Here is a 15,716-nt window from a genome sequence, read left to right as displayed (position 1 = left end):
CCATACTCCCCTCATGGCGCGCAGAGCAGGCCTCACAACCCGCGTCGCCAGCAACCCGTGGCATGCTGGATTGGTGAAAGACGGGATCAGCGAGGAGCAGCAGCGGCTTCTGTCCTCGTGGCTGGGCCCCTTCGAGGTCATCAGCGACCACTCCTGGCCCATGCAGGACACCACGGTCCTGCAGCTCGGCACCCCGGATGGCGGGCGTTTCATCGTCAAGGCCAGCCAAACCAGCCACCACGTCCGCCGGGAAATCGCAGCCTATTCCCGTGGAATGCCAGGTCTGGAAGGCCGCGTCCCTTCACTTGTACACGCTTCCACGGACGCCCGCCTTCTGGTGACGCGCTTCTTGCCGGGCATTCTGGTGGCAGGGAGTCCGGCGGAGCACATTCCCGATACCTACCGGCAGGCCGGAGCGCTTCTGGCACGGCTGCATAGTCCGGCCGGGGTCTCCCGGAGTTACATGCGTTCGCTGGCGGCCAGAACCAGAGCGGTGATCGGCAAAGCGCAGGGCCTCCTGGCTGAAGACCTGGTACGCCGCCTGACAGAGGAGGTTGCCGCCGTCGAGCTTTCACCGGTTGAGTTGGTGACCAGTCACGGTGACTACCAACCAAGGAACTGGCTGTACGACGACGGCGAGGTGAAAGTCATAGACTTCGGCCGTGCCGACCTGCGCCCGTGGGTACACGATCTGGTCCGGCTCACCCACCAACAGTTCCTGGCGGATGCAGCCTTGGCCACAGCCTTTCAGGAAGGTTTGGGAAGGGCAGTCACAAGCCCTGAGGAGGTCTCTGCATGGCGGCTCGAAAACCTCGACCAAGCAGTGGGAACGGTGGTCTGGGCTCACAGCATAGGTGACGAATCCTTTGAACAGCAGGGAGTCGCCATGGTGGAAAGAGTCCTCACGATGGCTTAACGGGAACAGGTCCCCTTCCTCCGGGAGGAAGGGGACCTGTTGCGTTTGCTACCGTCTCAGAGCTTAGAGCTTGCCGAACTCTTCGCGGACCGGCTTGTAGGTGTTGTCATCCTGGTACTGGTAGATACCGATGTACGCCTCGGTGGGGTCACCGGCGTCGGAGAACGTGACTGGACCGGACTGGCCGTCGTAGTCGATGTCCTTGCCCTGGCGGAGCAAGGTAACGCAGGCTGCGTAGCTGTTGCACTTCTCGCCGCCTTCAGAAACTTCCTTCAGCTTGGCTGCGATGTCGGTGCCCTTGGTGCTCTTGGCCGCCTCGGAGGCCAGGGCGATCAGGTTCACGGCGTCGTAGGATTCACCTGCGTAGCTGTAATCCTTCAGGGCCGGGTCGATTGCCAGGAGCTTCTTCTTGAAGTCATCCTTGGCGAACGTGCCGGGAATGGTTCCCTGCGCGCCCTTCAAGGTGCCCGGCTGGAAGTCCTTGCTGTAATCAGAGGTGTTGCCGTCGACCATGAACAGCTGCGTGGGCTTGATGCCCTTGCCGGTGATCAGCGGGACGATGCTCTTGGCCTGGTCGAAGGTGATCAATGCGATGGCGTCCGGCTTGGCGGCCAGTACCTTGTCCACCTGGCTGCTGAACTGCGAGTCACCTTCGTTGAAGAGTTCCTCAGCCACAACCTTTCCGCCGGCCGCCTCGAAGGCTTCCTTGACGTTCTTCTGCAGGCCCGTTCCGTAAGCGTCGTTGAGGACGATCATGCCAACGGTCTGGGCTCCACAGGTGGCCATGTAGTTGCCGAGCACCTTGCCCTGCAGGACGTCGGACGGCGCAGTACGCCAGTAGAGGCCCTTGTCGTCCCACGTTGTGAAGTCAGGCGACGTGTTCGCAGGCGAGAACTGGATGACACCGGCACCGGTGATCTGGTTGATGACGGTCTTGGAAACGCCGGAGGAGGCTGCGCCGATAATGGCGCTGACACCCTGTCCAAGGAGTGCCGTGGTGGACTGCGTGGCGATGTCGGTCTTGGTGTCACCGGAGTCGCGGTGGACCACGGATACGGGAGCACCCAGGACACCGCCGGCATCGTTGACTTCCTTGATGCCGAGGTTCACACCGGCGATTTCCGGTGGGCCAAGGAACGCCAGCGACCCCGTTGTCGGCAGGAGCGATCCAAGCTTAAGCGGCGTGGAAGTGGTAGTGGTCGAGGGAGGTACAGGTCCAGAGTTGGTGGCAGCCGCGCTGTTGCCGGCTCCCGCCCCCGCGCTGGGCGCCGGGCAGGAGATTCCTGCTGCGGCCGCGGCGGATGAAGACCCAGTTTGTGTTGGCGTCGAAGACCCACCACAAGCTGTGGCCAAGAGAGCGACCCCAATGCCAAGCGCGGTTAGCTTGGCGGCTCGGGGCGCCGCTGGGGAAAGATCAAACATTCGTTGTCTCCTCGATCGAAAGGTGCGAACTGCCTTTGATGCGATTACTCAGGTGTTCCTGATTAAGACTCAAACTAATGCAATTGATCGGCGAACATAAGTGATTCAGGTCACATCCCTATAACACTCGTTGCCTGTGGGAAATCTACGAGGTTGCTGGGAAATGGCGCCGAACCCGGCACCCGCGTCCGCGGAAGGGAGAAACAGCTCTCACCTTCCGCCGTGCCCCAGGTGGGACTCGAACCCACAACACGCGGATTTTAAGTCCGCTGCCTCTGCCAATTGGGCTACTGGGGCGCCCGCACCATGGTATCCCAGCTACAGCCTGTTGAAGGGTTCGGCGTAGCGGAAGGTGCCCCGAACGCCGTCGGGCCATTCCGGCAAGGGGAGCAACTGGAAGTGCGCGCCCCACGCCGCCTCCGGCGCTTCAACGCCCAGTGACGAGGCCGGCACGTAACCGAAACGAGGGTAGTAGGCGGTGCTGCCGAGCAACGCTATACCGCGCTCCCCCAGGGCTGTTGCCCGCGCTGTCGTTTCACGCATCAACGCCGATCCGACGCCGCGCCGTTGGAACGTGGGCAGCACACCAATGGGGCCCAAACCCAGGACCGGCAGGCCGTCGATCCAAGCCCTGGTTGAGATGGCGTGACCCACGATCTCCCCACCGATTTCAGCAACAATGCTGAGTTCGGGAATATATCCGCTGCATTCGAAAAGCTCCCGCAGCAAGCCAACCTCAACGGGCGTTCCCTCCACCGGCTCACCCGTCACGGGAGAGACGGAGAATGCGCGGGCCGTCAGGTCCAGGATCTCGGCCCTGTCCCCCGGCCTTTCCGAACGCAGCACCACTCCCCTGGACAGCAACTGGAGCAACTCCATGGCACGGCCCGTATCAGCAACCGCCACCAACAGGTGGTCGTGGTGGAATCCAGCAAGGACGTTGCAGCTGATTCCCGCGTGCGTCAGGGCCGCGCTGACAGCTGCTGTGAGACCTACGGCTTCGAGGGCGGAGTGGACCTGGAGGGTGATCCACGAGGCCACGAAATCGTAGGTGAGGCCCAGGCGATCGGCCTCGTCCCTTCGCAGGACGACGGTCAGCCCTTCGGCCTCACGCACGGCCGCCTCCACCCCGCCCTCCAGGGGACGCCCGTGCGGCCACAGCGCGTACACGTACTCACCGTCGCGGACCACGGGATGGAGGGACTGCAGGAGGGTTTTCAGGTCGGATTCACCGGGCATGCCACCAGTCTAGGGGCCGCGAAATCGCGACCGCTTAAACGCCGACGGCGGCCACTCCCGCTAAGGGGGTGGCCGCCGTCGTGCGTGTACTACTTGGCGTCAGCCGTTACCGGAGTCTTGGTTTCCTCGGCAGCAGGCTTGGCTTCGGCGGGTGCCGGGGCAGCTGCAGGCTTCGGGGCCGGCGTTGCTGCGGCCACGAAGGCACCGCGCGGGTTGTCGAGGTCGATCAGCTGCGTGGTGTCGCGGCCTGCGAAGAAGGCCAGGATCCAGCCGAAGACCACGCGGAACTTGCGCTCCACGGTGGGCATCGCCATGCCGTGGTAACCACGGTGTGCCAGCCAGGCGAGGCCGCCCTTGAGGCCGATACGGCCGAGCAGGTTGATGTTTGCAACACCCTTCCACTCGCCGAAGCCGGCCACAGCACCAAGGTTCTTGTGCTTGTAGTCGTGCAGCGGCTTGTCCCAGCGGGAAGCCCACAGGTTCTTGGCGAGCTTCTTGGCCTGGCGAAGAGCGTGCTGGGCATTGGGGACGCAGGTGCCGTCCGGCAGGCCCTTGCCCGTGAGGTCCGGAACAGCGGCGATGTCGCCAGCGGCCCAGGCGTTCTCCACGATGCCTTCGTCGCCTGCGATGCGCAGGTCCGGGAGGACGCGGACGCGGCCGCGGGGTTCCAGCGGGAAGTCCGTGGAGCGGATCATCGGGTTGGCCTGCACGCCGGCAGCCCAGACCAGCGTGTCAGCTTCAACTTCCTGTGCCGGAGTCTTGTCCGGGAGGTTGATGAGCTTGAGGGTGCCCTCGGCGCTGTCCAGGGAGGTGTTGAGCAGAACTTCGATGCCGCGGCTACGGAGGTGCTCCACAACCCATTCTGCCTGCGAGGCGGTGACCTCGGGCATGATGCGTCCCATGGCTTCGACCAGGATGAAGCGGACTTCTTCCTGGCGGATGCGCGGGTTGTTGCGCACTGCGGCGCGGGCGAGGTCTTCCATTTCGGTGAGGCACTCGATGCCGGCAAAGCCGCCACCGACAACCACGAAGGTGAGGGCCTTGGCGCGCTCTGCGGGGTCGGTCATGGTGGAAGCGGCTTCGATGCGCTCCAGGAGCTTGTTGCGCAGTGCGACAGCTTCCTCGATGGTCTTCAGGCCGATGCCCTTGTCCGCGAGGCCCTTGATGGGGAACGTACGGGTGATGGCGCCAGCGGCCATAACGACGTCGAAGTACGGGATTTCGAAGTTCTCGCCGCCATCGGCCGGGGCGATGACCGCGGTGCGGTTGGCGTGGTCGATGCTGGTGACGCGGCCCTGGATGAGCTCAGTCTGCTTGAGGTGCTGACGGTGCGAGACGACGGCGTGGCGTGCCTCGATGTTGCCGCCTGCAACTTCCGGAAGGAAGGGCTGGTAGGTCATGTACGGCAGGGGATCGACGACGGTGACGATGCCGCCCGCGTTCGCGATCTTCTTCTGCAGTTTGAGGGCTACGTACAGGCCGACGTAACCGCCGCCGACGACGAGGACCCGGGGACGGTCAATGAGCTCAGGGGTGGTTGCCATGAGTCCAGAGTACAACACTTTGTGAAAATCTTCACTAACTACTTCTTGCCGGGTGGATCCACCGCTTCCATCACGCCGGTTTCAGCCTCCTCCACCACCGGATTGGGACGCTTGGAAACCCTTCGGAGTTGAATGGCGGCACCAACGATCAGTGCGACAAAAAGGCCGCCAAAACCCAGGACGACGGCGGCAGGGAGTGCGTCATCCATGGTCGCCGGCGTCTTGGCTACCGGAACGGTGGGATCAGCCAAGGTGGGCGCGGCGCTGGTAGGGCTCGCGACCGGTGCCTGCGACGGCACGCTGAGATCTCCGCGGCGATGGACGCGGATCCAGTCCGCGATGGAGCCCAAGGGATTACTGGCCGCCGCGGGCACATCATCCTTGAGGGCGGCTTCTGCGTTGAGGATGCCGTACCCGTACAGCGGGTCCTTACCCGGAGCACCTGCGTCCTTTGCCGTGCTGACGATCCTGTTGATGACCTGGCTGGCGCTCATCTCAGGCCACTTGGAACGGATCAGTGCGGCAACACCGGAGACGATCGGTGCCGCCCCGGACGTCCCGGCCCACTCGGCGTAGCCCGCGCCCGGCATCGCACCCACCAGCTTTTCGGCAGGGGCCGCCACCCCAATGCTGATCCCCTGGGAGGAGGAGTCCACGCTGGCGCGTCCCTCGCCGTCAAGCCCGGCTACGGTCAGGACACCGGGAATGGTGGCGGGGGCCCCGACCTGGATGTTGCCGCCAACCCGGTTACCGGCGGCAGCCACAATGACAACATCCTTTTGTTCGGCGTAAAGAAACGCCGCGTCCCAGCTCTGTGGCCAGTCAGGCGAGGTGCTGCCCAGCGATATGTTGATGACCTTGGCGCCGTTGTCCACGGCCCAGCGAACGGCGTCCGGGATTTGTTCCTGGTCCGTCTTGCCGCCAGGGTTCGGGGAGCCGAGCCAGGTGGAGACCGAAAGGATCTGCGCCTCAGGCGCGACACCTACGATTCCGTCAGGCCCGCCTGCGGGAGGGGTGGTAGGTGGCGCAGCGGGAGGCGCGGAGGCGGATGCTGAAGGCGAGGCCGTGGGCGTAGTGTGTCCCCGGCCAGCCAACATGCTTGCCACCAACGTCCCATGCTCGGTCTTGGCGCCAATGCTCTTCTGCCCGTTGGGTGCCCCGGCACCGGATACATCGGTGCCTCCGACCACGACGCCGTTGAGGTCGGGATGGCTGCCGTCGATGCCGCTGTCGATGACCGCGACCTTGACGCCTGCACCCTTGGAAACCTGCCAGGCGTTGGTGATCCCGGAGTCCTTGAGCCAGAACTCCTTGTCACGCCAGGCATCGGCGTTGGCGGCCGGAGCCGTGAGCAGCGCACCCGCGAGGGTCCCGCCAGCCAGGGTACTGGCCAGCGCAACCGAAAGGGAGCGGCGTCGCAACGTCATTCGGCTCCCCGGATACTCAGCGCAATGCCGTCCAGGATGTCGTGCTCGCTGGAAACAGCGGCACTGATGGCACCGTCGCTGACCTCGGCCAGCCGCGCCAGGATGCGGCGCCACACCAAGGCGCCGGCACCGATGACGTCTACGCGACCGGGATGCATGTAGGGAAGCGCTGCCCGTTCGGCACGGGTCATTTCGAGCAAGTTGGTGGCGGCGTCGCTGATCGTTTCCAGGTCAAGGGAGGCACCGTGGATCCGGCTTGGCTGGTACTCGCTCAGGCCAAGCGCGTGCGCGGTGATGGTGGTGATCGACCCGGCAACGCCGACGACGGCGGTGGCGCGGTTCAGCGGCACAGCCTGGGCCGCAAGCGCAAGGGCGGCATCGACGTCGGCCTCTGCTGCGGCGATCTGCGCGGCAGTGGGCGGATCGCTGCGAAGGTGGCGTTCAGTCAGACGCACGCATCCAATGTCCACGGAACGGGCAGCAATCACCCCGGTGGAATCCCCCAGGACGAATTCTGTGCTGCCTCCGCCCAGGTCCACGACCAGGATGGCGTCCTCACCCGTTGCGGGAAGGACGCTGCTGGCCCCCGCGAACGAGAGCGCAGCTTCCTCATCTCCGGAAATCACTTCAGGCTCGACGCCCAGCAGCTCCCGGATCCCGTCCACGAAAACCTGGCGGTTGCGGGCATCGCGGGTTGCCGATGTGGCCACGAAACGGACGCGTCCGGCACCGTGTTCCCTGATGAGCCCTGCGTAGTCCGCAGCTGCAGCGAACGTGCGTTCCAGGGCTTCCGGGGCGAGTTCGCCGGTGGCATCAACGCCTTGCCCGAGCCGCACTACGCGCATTTCGCGCACAACGTCCGTCAAGGGCCCCGGAGCTCCCTGGGCCGCGGTGTCCGCGATGAGCAGGCGGATGGAATTGGTTCCACAGTCGATCGCGGCGACGCGGCTCATGCGGTGCCCTCCTGCTCACTGCCGGACTGCTCACTGCCAGCCTGCTCGCCGGCAGTGTCGGTTTTCGGCTTCCGCACGGGTGCCGGCCGGCCCACAATGTCGGGCAGGCCCTGCGGACCATGGCGGCTGAGATCACGGGACGGGGCCTCCCCCGCCGTATCCCAGGCGCCATCGCAGTAGCAGCGGTCCTTGGTCCACCACTCGGAGATGGCTTCCAAGGCCTCGTCCCCCAAGGGGTTCACGCCGGGTCCGGCAGCCAAGGAATGACCCACCAGCACGTGCAGGCACTTGACCCGCGTGGGCATGCCACCGGCGGAGATTCCATCGATTTCGGGCACGGCCCCGGTTCCGGAACGGTCGGCAATATCGTTGCGTGCCTGGAGATACGCCTCATGTGCCCCGCGGTAGGACTCGGCGAGTTCCCCGTCCACGGTCAACCGGTCGTTCATCCGGTTCATGAGCCCGCCCGCTTCCAACCGCGACACCGCGGAGGTGATGACCGGGTGGGTCAGGTAGAACGTCGTGGGAAACGGTGTTCCATTGCTCAGCCGGGGCGCTGTGGCTGCAACCAGTGGGTTGCCGCAGACGCACCGCGCGGGGATCTCAACGACGTCCCGGACCGGCCTGCCGAGCTGGCGGCTAAGGACCTCGAGATCGTGTGCCGACGGCTGGCGGGATTCCTGGGGCAGGGCTGCCGTGTACTCTTCCACGTGCGTTGCCAACCTTCCTGCCCGTTAGTCGTGTCCCAGGCGGGAACGACGGCGGTGGGCGCCGCGTCTAGTCAGTTGCCGACCGTCTGATTGACTCCCAAAGAGCATCCACCCAGGGCAGATTCTCCGGGTTTGCAGACGAGCCGGAGCCGGTGCGGCCACCCGGCGTGCCAGCGGCTTCCTGCCCGCCAAACACCCAGTAGCCCGTTTCACCCGGCATAACCATGTTAATGCGGTCGCGGGCCTGCTGTTTCACATAGTTGGGGTCCTGCCACCGTGAGATCTGTTTGTTCAGCTCGGTTTGCTCGGCCTTGCGGCTGGCGATTTCGCCCTCCAACGCCGAAATCTCGGCACGTTTCTCCAGGAAGATCTTCACCGTAGGAGCCAACATGATGGTGATTGCAATCATGACCACGGCCAACGCAAGCATTCGACCGGAGAATGCCTTCGCAGGAACGGGATCGGCCTCACGCCCGTCCTTGGCAGACGGAGTCGACCGTCCCGAGCCGCCGGACTCAGCTTTGGTGGAGGCAGCCGGTTTCTTTCCGGTGGCGGGGGCTTTCCCGGACTCCGTGGGCTTCTTTGGGCTCTTGCTGCCACTGCCGGCCGCCTTGGCGGGCGTCGCCGTCGTCGTCGGTTTCGAAGCGGTGCGGGTGGCACCGAACTCTGCCTTGATGACGTCGGCCCCGCCCTTGTCCGTGCTTGCTGCCCCGGCCGCCTCGGGACGGGGAGCCGGGGTGGACGGCCGGGCTGCGCTGGAGCCCAAGGCGTCGGCCCTGGGTACCTTCGGTCGACGGGTAGCCATGACACTCCTGTAATGCCCGGTGCTTGCCTGGCGGGTTGCTGCGCTTGCTTGTTTGAGGTGGCCAGCGTTAAACAGAACCGGTGGCCATGGTCTTTCCACCATAGCCACCGGTCAGCTGTTTTCGCGGAATGCTAGCCCTTGAAACGCGGGAACGCGCTGCGGCCGGCGTAGCGTGCGGCGTCGTCGAGTTCTTCTTCGATGCGCAGCAGCTGGTTGTACTTGGCGACACGCTCGGAGCGGGCCGGGGCACCGGTCTTGATCTGGCCCGCGTTGGTGGCAACGGCGATGTCAGCAATGGTGGTGTCCTCGGTTTCGCCGGAGCGGTGCGAGGTGATGGTGGTGTAACCGGAGCGCTGAGCCAGCGAAACGGCGTCGAGCGTTTCGGTCAGGGAACCGATCTGGTTGACCTTGACCAGCAGGGAGTTGGCCGTTGCGGCGTCGATGCCCTGCTGCAGGCGGACCGGGTTGGTGACGAAGAGGTCGTCGCCCACCAGCTGGACCTTGTCACCAATGGTGTCGGTGAGGGTCTTCCAGCCTTCCCAGTCGTTCTCGTCCAGCGGGTCCTCGATGGAAACCAGCGGGTAGTCGGCAACGAGCTCGGCGTAGTAAGCGCTCATCTCGGTGGCCGAGAGGGCCTTGCCCTCGAACTGGTAGGCACCGTCCTTGTAGAACTCCGAAGAGGCGACGTCGAGGGCCAGGGCGATGTCCGTGCCCGGGGTGTAGCCGGCGTTCTTGATGGCTTCGGTGATCAGGTCCAGGGCCGCACGGTTGGACGGCAGGTTGGGAGCGAAGCCACCCTCGTCGCCGAGGCCAGTGGAGAGGCCCTTTTCCTGCAGGACGGACTTGAGGTTGTGGTAGACCTCAACGCCCCAGCGCAGGCCTTCGGAGAAGGTCTCGGCACCGATCGGGGCGATCATGAATTCCTGGATGTCCACGTCGGAGTCGGCGTGCGAACCGCCGTTGAGGATGTTCATCAGCGGAACGGGCAGTACGTGGGCGTTGGGGCCGCCGAGGTACTTGTACAGCGGCAGGTCGGCCGAAGCTGCTGCGGCGTTGGCCACGGCCAGGGAAACACCCAGGATGGCGTTGGCGCCGAGCTTGCCCTTGTTGGGGGTGCCGTCCAGGTCGATCATGGCCTGGTCGATGCTGCGCTGGTCTGTGGCGTCGAAGCCGATCAGGGCCGGCGAGATCTCGTCGATGACCGCGTCAACGGCCTTCTGGACACCCTTGCCGAGGTAACGGCCCTTGTCGCCGTCACGGAGTTCGACAGCTTCGTGCTCGCCGGTGGAAGCACCGGACGGAACTGCTGCGCGGCCGATCTGGCCGTCGGAGAGCAGGACCTCAACTTCAACGGTCGGGTTTCCGCGGGAATCAAGGATCTCGCGTGCGTGGATGGCATCGATAAGCGCCATGGATGTGCTCCTTATGGGCAAATTACAGGAATGAGGAGGGAAATTCTCAACGTCCTCGTCGCTACTAGCGTAGTCCAGAGTGGCTCAGGTTACGGAACGACTTCCAACCTTTCACGTCATGAACCCTGGGCCTGGTTGTTCTGAAACGATCGAACCGTGGCGCGGAGGGCCCGTTCGGCGTCGAGACCTTGCTCCCGGGCCGCGGTGACGATGGCGAGCAGCAACTCACCGAGCGCCTCTTCCGAAGCCGGGACAGCAGGAAGTCCAACGGCGGCCAGCGCGCCTTCCGCGTCGACGTCCAAGCCCGCACGGACGGCCCTGTCCAAGGACTTCTGCGCCGCTGCCAACGCAGGAAGGTGCGGCGGAATGCCCTCGAAGGGGTCCTTCCTTTCGGGCTTCTCGGCCCGTTTTGCGGCGTCCCATTTCACGATGATTTCCTCGACACTGGCCGGGAAACTCTCCTGCAGGGAACCGTCGGCCTTAAAGACGTGCTGGTTGCGCCGGACCATCTTGGCGTTGATGGACCGGGCTACGTCGTCGAAGGTGAAACTGCCGCGCTCCTCGGCGAGCCGGGCGTGAAGTACTACCTGAAGCAGTACATCGCCCAGCTCGCCGCGGAGTTCGCTGTCCCTTACAGGTGAGTCGCCGGCCTCGATCGAGTCCACCACTTCATAGGCTTCCTCGATCAAATACTCCACCAGCGACTCGTGGGTCAGCGCCCCCATCCAGGGACAATGCTCCCGGAGCGCGGCGACGCTGCCCAGCAGCTGGTTCAGGGGAGAATCAGGCGAGGTTGGCGTAGGCATCGTTGATGTACTCGACCAGGGCTTCACGCTCGTCCAGCGGCAGGAAGGCTGCCTCTGCTGCGTTGAGGGTGAGCTCGAGCAAATCGTCGAGGTCGTAGTCGAACGTTTCCACCAGGAGCTCGAACTCGTCCGTCAGGGTGACGCCACTCATGAGCCGGTTGTCCGTGTTGATGGTCACATTGAAACCGAGCTGGAACAGCATGTCCACGGGGTGGCTTTCGATGCCCTCTCCGAAGCTTGCGATCGCACCCGTCTGCAGGTTCGATGACGGGCAGACCTCCAAGGCAATGCCGCGGTCGCGGACCCAGGCGGCCACGCTGCCGATGGTGACCATGCCGATCACGTCCTCGCCGTCGTCGTCGGAGTTGTCCTCGAACTCAACCGAGATGTCCTCGGCGATCCGGACACCGTGGCCGAGGCGCAGGGCCCGGCCGTCAACCAGGGCCGACTGGATGCTGTCCAAGCCTGCAGCTTCACCGGCGTGGACGGTTGCGGGGAAGTTGTTTTCGGCGAGGTAGGTGAAGGCGTCCTTGAAGCGGGACGGCAGGAAACCGTCTTCTGCGCCGGCAATGTCGAAGCCCACGGCGCCGTTGGCCCTGTGGCGGACGGCGAGTTCGGCGATCTCCTGGCCGCGGTCGGCTTGGCGCATGGCGGTGATCAGCTGTCCCACCTGGATCTGCTGCCCGCGCTCCTCGGCCGCGTCAACACCGGCTTCGAGTCCAGTCTGGACGGCCTCCACCACTTCGTCGAGGGTCAGGCCCTTCTGGAGGTGCTGCTCAGGAGCCCACCGGACTTCACCGTAGACCACGCCGTCCTCGGCGAGGTCCTCCACGAATTCCTTGGCGACCCGGAACAGGCCCTCTTTGGTCTGCATGACGGCAATGGTGTGGTCGAACGTTTCAAGGTAGCGGACCAGCGAGCCGGAGTCGGCGGACTCGCGGAACCAGGCGCCCAATGCCACGGGATCGGTGGAGGGCAGGGTGTGGCCGACGGCTTCGGCCAGTTCAATGATGGTGCCTGGGCGAAGTCCTCCGTCCAGGTGATCATGGAGGGAAACCTTTGGCAGGCTCTTCAGGTCGAAGTCAAGGGCAGGGGCGGCGTCAAGTATGGGCTCAGTCACGTACTAAGACTAGTCCCACCGGCAAGCGCAGGCCGCTTAGCCGGTCGGTTTGGAGAGGTCGACGCCGGCAACCGCGTTGTGTTGTGAGTCCGGCTTGGGTGCCTGCGCAGGTGCCGCTGCCTCGCGGGCATGATCCTTTTTCTCCAAGTACTTGTGCCACCAGCGCAATGCGTGGTCCACCACGATGCCCAGGACCACCGCGAATGCCACGGCAATGCCCACACCGAGCAGCGGGTTGTTGTGTACCCACTGGCCCGCGAGGATGCCGATGCCGATGGAGTATCCCACCCACGTGACGCACGCAAAGGCGTCCAGGAGGAAGAAGGTCCGGTGGCGGAAGCCGGTCTGTCCCGCAACGTAGTTCACCGCGACGCGTCCCCACGGAATGTAGCGGGCCGTGAAGATGAGGACCGCTCCGCGCTTATCCAGCTCGTATTGGGCCCAGGCGAACATCTTCTGGACTTTGGGTCGTCGCATCCACTTCCAGCGGGTGAGGCCGATTTTACGGCCCAGCATGTAGGCCATGTTGTCGCCCGCCATGGCACCGATAAGTGCTGTAGCCCCGAGGATCCACAGGTTGGGCTCTCCGCTGTGAAGGGACAGCGCCGAGAGGCCAACGATGGCCGTTTCACTGGGGAGGATGGTGGCAAATCCGTCAATAAAGAAGAAGACAAGGAGTACCGGGTAAATCCAGGGCTGCCCGGCTGCATGCTCGAGCATTTGGTTCAAAGACTCCACGCGGTGGTAGCTCCTAGATGAATATGACTTGACACTGTGACCAAAGTCGCTATTAGTGTCCCACGGCCGGGACGTCGTTCGCTACGTCCCAGCCTTGGGATCACGCGTTTAACGCTACCGGTGGGCTGCTCGTTCCTGCGTCAGCCGCGGGACTGATCTTGGGGAGCCGCCAACGTCATACCGTGGGTGGAGGTGGAGCGCCTTCCCCGGGGATGTTTTTCCGGTCCAGCGGCACGGATCCGCGGACCCTGCTGATGATGCGATCGATAATGACGCCCAGGATCACGGCTACGACGATCGCTATGACAGCGCCCAACAGATGGTTGTGCTCGAACCACACTCCGAAGAAGTAGCCAAGCACCACAGAATACGAGGCCCACAGGATCGCGGACATAGCCGTCAGGCCGACGAAGCGCCGGTGGTTGAACTGCGTGGCACCCGCTGTCAGGTTGACCGCCACCCGCCCGATCGGGATGAACCGCGCCACCATGATCAGGGAGGCTGCCCGACGTCGGAGTTCCTTGCCCGCCCAGAGGAAGGCGCCCTGCATGCGCGGCGTACGCATCCATCGCCAGCGTTGGACGCCAATGCGTTGGCCAATAAGGTAGGCGATGTTGTCCCCCGCGAAAGCCCCCAGGGCCGCCATGAAGGCCAGCAGCCACACATTGGGCACGCCGCTGCTGCCGGAGACGGCGCTCAGGCCCACCACCACCGACTCGCTGGGGATCGGTGGAAAGAAGCCATCGATCACGCAGCAGGCCAACACCAGGAACAACACCCAAGGCTGCCCTGCCGCGGCGAGGATGAAATCGTTGATGCCCTGCACTATGTCCTTAAGGTAGCCGGCTCACCGTAGCGCCGGATGACTCAATTGTCCGGGCTGATCCTGAGGGCCAGCCCGGAACAATTAAGCCTAGGCGATGCGGTCGATGATGAGCTGATGCGCCGGACGTGATCCCTCGGGCGCAATCACCACCGCGTCCTGGAGTGCTTCCTTGGCGCGGTCGAACTTTTCCGGGGTGTCCGTGAGCAGCGTCATCAGGGGCTCGCCGGCGCGCACCAGGGCACCCGGCTTGGCATGCAAGCGGACGCCTGCTCCGGCCTGGACCTGGTCCTCCTTGCGGGCCCGTCCGGCACCAAGGCGCCAAGCGGCGACACCCACAGAGAGCGCATCCAGCTCCATCAGGATGCCGTCAGCGGGTGCGTAGACAACCTCGGATTCCTTGGCCACAGGCAGCGCAGCCCGGGGATCCCCGCCCTGGGCTTCGATCATCCTGTTCCACACGTCCATGGCCCGGCCGTCCTTGAGGGCGGCTGCCGGATCGGCGTCGTGGATGCCCGCACCGGCGAGCATTTCCTCGGCCAACCGGACAGTCAGTTCGACGACGTCTTCCGGACCGCCGCCGGCAAGGACCTCCACCGACTCCTCGACCTCGATCGCGTTGCCCGCGGTCAGGCCCAGCGGAGTGGACATGTCGGTGATCAGTGCCACGGTGTGGACTCCGGCATCCTTCCCCAGGGCCACCATGGTCTCAGCCAGCTCCCGTGCCCGTGCTTCATCCTTCATGAAGGCACCCGAGCCCACCTTGACGTCCAGCACCAGCGAGCCAGTGCCTTCCGCGATCTTCTTGCTCATGATCGACGAGGCAATCAGTGGAATGGCTTCCACGGTCCCCGTGACGTCGCGCAGCGCGTACAGTTTCTTGTCCGCCGGCGCGAGTCCGGAACCTGCCGCGCAAATGACCGCACCCACGTCCTGGAGCTGCGCCATGATCTCGTCATTGCTCAAGTTGGCCCGCCAGCCGGGAATGGCCTCGAGCTTGTCCAACGTGCCGCCGGTGTGGCCCAGGCCGCGGCCCGAGAGCTGCGGGACCGCGACGCCGAAGACCGCGACAAGCGGTGCCAGCGGCAGGGTGATCTTGTCCCCCACCCCACCGGTGGAGTGCTTGTCGCTGGTAGCCTTCCGGCCGCCGTCGGGCGTTGTCAGCGACGAAAAGTCCATCCGTTCGCCCGAGGCGATCATGGCAGATGTCCACCGCGAAATCTCGGCGCGATCCATGCCGTTGAGCAGGATGGCCATGTTCAGGGCCGCCATCTGTTCATCGGCGATCACACCACGGGTGTAGGCGTCGATGGTCCAGTCGATCTGCTCGGGAGTCAGCGTCCCTTTGTCCCGCTTGATGGAAATAATCTGGACGGCGTCAAACGCTTCTGTGGTCACGCGGTTTCCTCCAAATGTTCGGGACCAAAGGCGTCCGGCAGCACCTGGTCCATGGATTTGATGCCCTGCGTTGTCATGAGCTGCATGCCCGGTGCCCGGAATTCGTAGAGCAGCTGGCGGCAACGCCCGCACGGCATGAGGACGTTGCCCTGGCCATCCACGCAGTAGAACGCGGCGATCCTGCCGCCACCGGTCATGTGGAGCTGTCCCACGAGAGCACATTCTGCGCAAAGGGTCAGGCCATAGCTGGCATTCTCCACGTTGCAGCCACTGACAATCCGCCCGTCCTCGGTAAGGGCCGCAGCGCCCACCGGGAACTTCGAATACGGCGCGTAGGCATTCTCCATGGCCCGCTTCGCGGCATCTTCCAGGGCGCCCCAGTTGACGTTGCTTGCCGGCATGG

The 15,716-nt window shown here is 64.5% G+C and carries 15 protein-coding genes and 1 tRNA gene; 1 reads left to right on the top strand and 15 read right to left on the bottom strand.

Annotated elements, in window-relative coordinates; genetic code table 11:
• The first annotated feature begins 13 nt into the window (after nucleotides 1-13).
• A complete protein-coding gene (locus QRM57_RS07325) occupies nucleotides 14-916 on the top strand; it encodes a phosphotransferase family protein (RefSeq protein ID WP_284986105.1) in 903 nt (300 codons plus the stop codon).
• Between the two features lie 63 nt (nucleotides 917-979).
• Here the strand turns inward: QRM57_RS07325 and QRM57_RS07320 are convergent, their stop codons facing one another.
• The 15 genes from QRM57_RS07320 to QRM57_RS07250 form a co-directional block, all read right to left on the bottom strand.
• Nucleotides 980-2,338 (bottom strand): ABC transporter substrate-binding protein, encoded by a 1,359-nt coding sequence (locus tag QRM57_RS07320; RefSeq protein WP_257368711.1) that lies wholly within the window; start codon nucleotides 2,336-2,338, stop codon nucleotides 980-982.
• 223 nt (nucleotides 2,339-2,561) lie between these two features.
• Nucleotides 2,562-2,635, bottom strand: a tRNA-Leu gene (locus QRM57_RS07315).
• A 21-nt stretch (nucleotides 2,636-2,656) separates the two neighbouring features.
• Nucleotides 2,657-3,577 (bottom strand): N-acetyltransferase, encoded by a 921-nt coding sequence (locus QRM57_RS07310; RefSeq protein ID WP_284986104.1) that lies wholly within the window; start codon nucleotides 3,575-3,577, stop codon nucleotides 2,657-2,659.
• A gap of 89 nt (nucleotides 3,578-3,666) precedes the next feature.
• The gene (locus tag QRM57_RS07305; protein WP_257368714.1) at nucleotides 3,667-5,121 is read right to left on the bottom strand and encodes an NAD(P)/FAD-dependent oxidoreductase; all 1,455 of its coding nucleotides are present in this window, start codon (nucleotides 5,119-5,121) and stop codon (nucleotides 3,667-3,669) included.
• Between the two features lie 38 nt (nucleotides 5,122-5,159).
• On the bottom strand, nucleotides 5,160-6,548 hold the full coding sequence (locus QRM57_RS07300; RefSeq protein ID WP_284986103.1) for a S8 family serine peptidase: 1,389 nt from the start codon (nucleotides 6,546-6,548) through the stop codon (nucleotides 5,160-5,162).
• On the bottom strand, nucleotides 6,545-7,501 hold the full coding sequence (locus QRM57_RS07295) for a Ppx/GppA phosphatase family protein (RefSeq protein WP_284986102.1): 957 nt from the start codon (nucleotides 7,499-7,501) through the stop codon (nucleotides 6,545-6,547). Before QRM57_RS07295 ends, QRM57_RS07300 begins: the two co-directional genes overlap by 4 nt.
• Nucleotides 7,498-8,211, bottom strand: coding sequence for a DUF501 domain-containing protein (locus QRM57_RS07290; RefSeq protein ID WP_284986101.1), 714 nt, complete (start codon nucleotides 8,209-8,211; stop codon nucleotides 7,498-7,500). Before QRM57_RS07290 ends, QRM57_RS07295 begins: the two co-directional genes overlap by 4 nt.
• 67 nt (nucleotides 8,212-8,278) lie before the next feature.
• On the bottom strand, nucleotides 8,279-9,016 hold the full coding sequence (locus tag QRM57_RS07285) for an FtsB family cell division protein (protein ID WP_284986100.1): 738 nt from the start codon (nucleotides 9,014-9,016) through the stop codon (nucleotides 8,279-8,281).
• Nucleotides 9,017-9,147: 131 nt separating this feature from the next.
• Nucleotides 9,148-10,428: a phosphopyruvate hydratase gene (eno, locus tag QRM57_RS07280; protein WP_235519264.1), complete on the bottom strand. Its 1,281-nt coding sequence runs from the start codon at nucleotides 10,426-10,428 to the stop codon at nucleotides 9,148-9,150.
• A gap of 116 nt (nucleotides 10,429-10,544) precedes the next feature.
• Nucleotides 10,545-11,234 carry a MazG nucleotide pyrophosphohydrolase domain-containing protein gene (locus QRM57_RS07275; RefSeq protein ID WP_235519262.1) on the bottom strand — a complete coding sequence of 230 codons (690 nt, stop codon included), beginning with the start codon at nucleotides 11,232-11,234 and terminating at the stop codon, nucleotides 10,545-10,547.
• A complete protein-coding gene (locus QRM57_RS07270) occupies nucleotides 11,212-12,354 on the bottom strand; it encodes an adenosine deaminase (RefSeq protein WP_284986099.1) in 1,143 nt (380 codons plus the stop codon). The genes QRM57_RS07275 and QRM57_RS07270 overlap by 23 nt, the downstream gene beginning before the upstream one ends.
• A 36-nt stretch (nucleotides 12,355-12,390) precedes the next feature.
• Complete coding sequence (locus QRM57_RS07265) at nucleotides 12,391-13,074, bottom strand: DedA family protein (RefSeq protein WP_235519744.1); 684 nt, start codon at nucleotides 13,072-13,074, stop codon at nucleotides 12,391-12,393.
• A gap of 193 nt (nucleotides 13,075-13,267) precedes the next feature.
• A complete protein-coding gene (locus tag QRM57_RS07260) occupies nucleotides 13,268-13,918 on the bottom strand; it encodes a DedA family protein (RefSeq protein WP_257368727.1) in 651 nt (216 codons plus the stop codon).
• Nucleotides 13,919-14,005: 87 nt separating this feature from the next.
• Complete coding sequence (locus QRM57_RS07255) at nucleotides 14,006-15,313, bottom strand: thymidine phosphorylase (protein WP_235519259.1); 1,308 nt, start codon at nucleotides 15,311-15,313, stop codon at nucleotides 14,006-14,008.
• Nucleotides 15,310-15,714, bottom strand: coding sequence for a cytidine deaminase (locus QRM57_RS07250; RefSeq protein WP_284986098.1), 405 nt, complete (start codon nucleotides 15,712-15,714; stop codon nucleotides 15,310-15,312). The genes QRM57_RS07255 and QRM57_RS07250 overlap by 4 nt, the downstream gene beginning before the upstream one ends.
• Nucleotides 15,715-15,716 lie beyond the last annotated feature (2 nt).

This window comes from Arthrobacter sp. fls2-241-R2A-172 (assembly GCF_030208885.1).
In the GTDB taxonomy this organism is placed as follows: Bacteria; Actinomycetota; Actinomycetes; order Actinomycetales; family Micrococcaceae; genus Arthrobacter.
The sequence above is the reverse complement of the archived record's forward strand: the minus strand, read 5'-3'. Positions and strand labels throughout refer to the sequence as shown.

Coding starts and splice junctions, on each gene's coding strand:
- QRM57_RS07300 (WP_284986103.1), bottom strand. CDS start 6,548: ATGACGTTGCGACGCCGCTCCCTTTCGGTTGCGCTGGCCAGTACCCTG.
- QRM57_RS07285 (WP_284986100.1), bottom strand. CDS start 9,016: ATGGCTACCCGTCGACCGAAGGTACCCAGGGCCGACGCCTTGGGCTCC.
- QRM57_RS07295 (WP_284986102.1), bottom strand. CDS start 7,501: ATGAGCCGCGTCGCCGCGATCGACTGTGGAACCAATTCCATCCGCCTG.
- QRM57_RS07250 (WP_284986098.1), bottom strand. CDS start 15,714: ATGCCGGCAAGCAACGTCAACTGGGGCGCCCTGGAAGATGCCGCGAAG.
- QRM57_RS07310 (WP_284986104.1), bottom strand. CDS start 3,577: ATGCCCGGTGAATCCGACCTGAAAACCCTCCTGCAGTCCCTCCATCCC.
- QRM57_RS07305 (WP_257368714.1), bottom strand. CDS start 5,121: ATGGCAACCACCCCTGAGCTCATTGACCGTCCCCGGGTCCTCGTCGTC.
- QRM57_RS07320 (WP_257368711.1), bottom strand. CDS start 2,338: ATGTTTGATCTTTCCCCAGCGGCGCCCCGAGCCGCCAAGCTAACCGCG.
- QRM57_RS07325 (WP_284986105.1), top strand. CDS start 14: ATGGCGCGCAGAGCAGGCCTCACAACCCGCGTCGCCAGCAACCCGTGG.
- QRM57_RS07275 (WP_235519262.1), bottom strand. CDS start 11,234: ATGCCTACGCCAACCTCGCCTGATTCTCCCCTGAACCAGCTGCTGGGC.
- QRM57_RS07265 (WP_235519744.1), bottom strand. CDS start 13,074: ATGCTCGAGCATGCAGCCGGGCAGCCCTGGATTTACCCGGTACTCCTT.
- eno (WP_235519264.1), bottom strand. CDS start 10,428: ATGGCGCTTATCGATGCCATCCACGCACGCGAGATCCTTGATTCCCGC.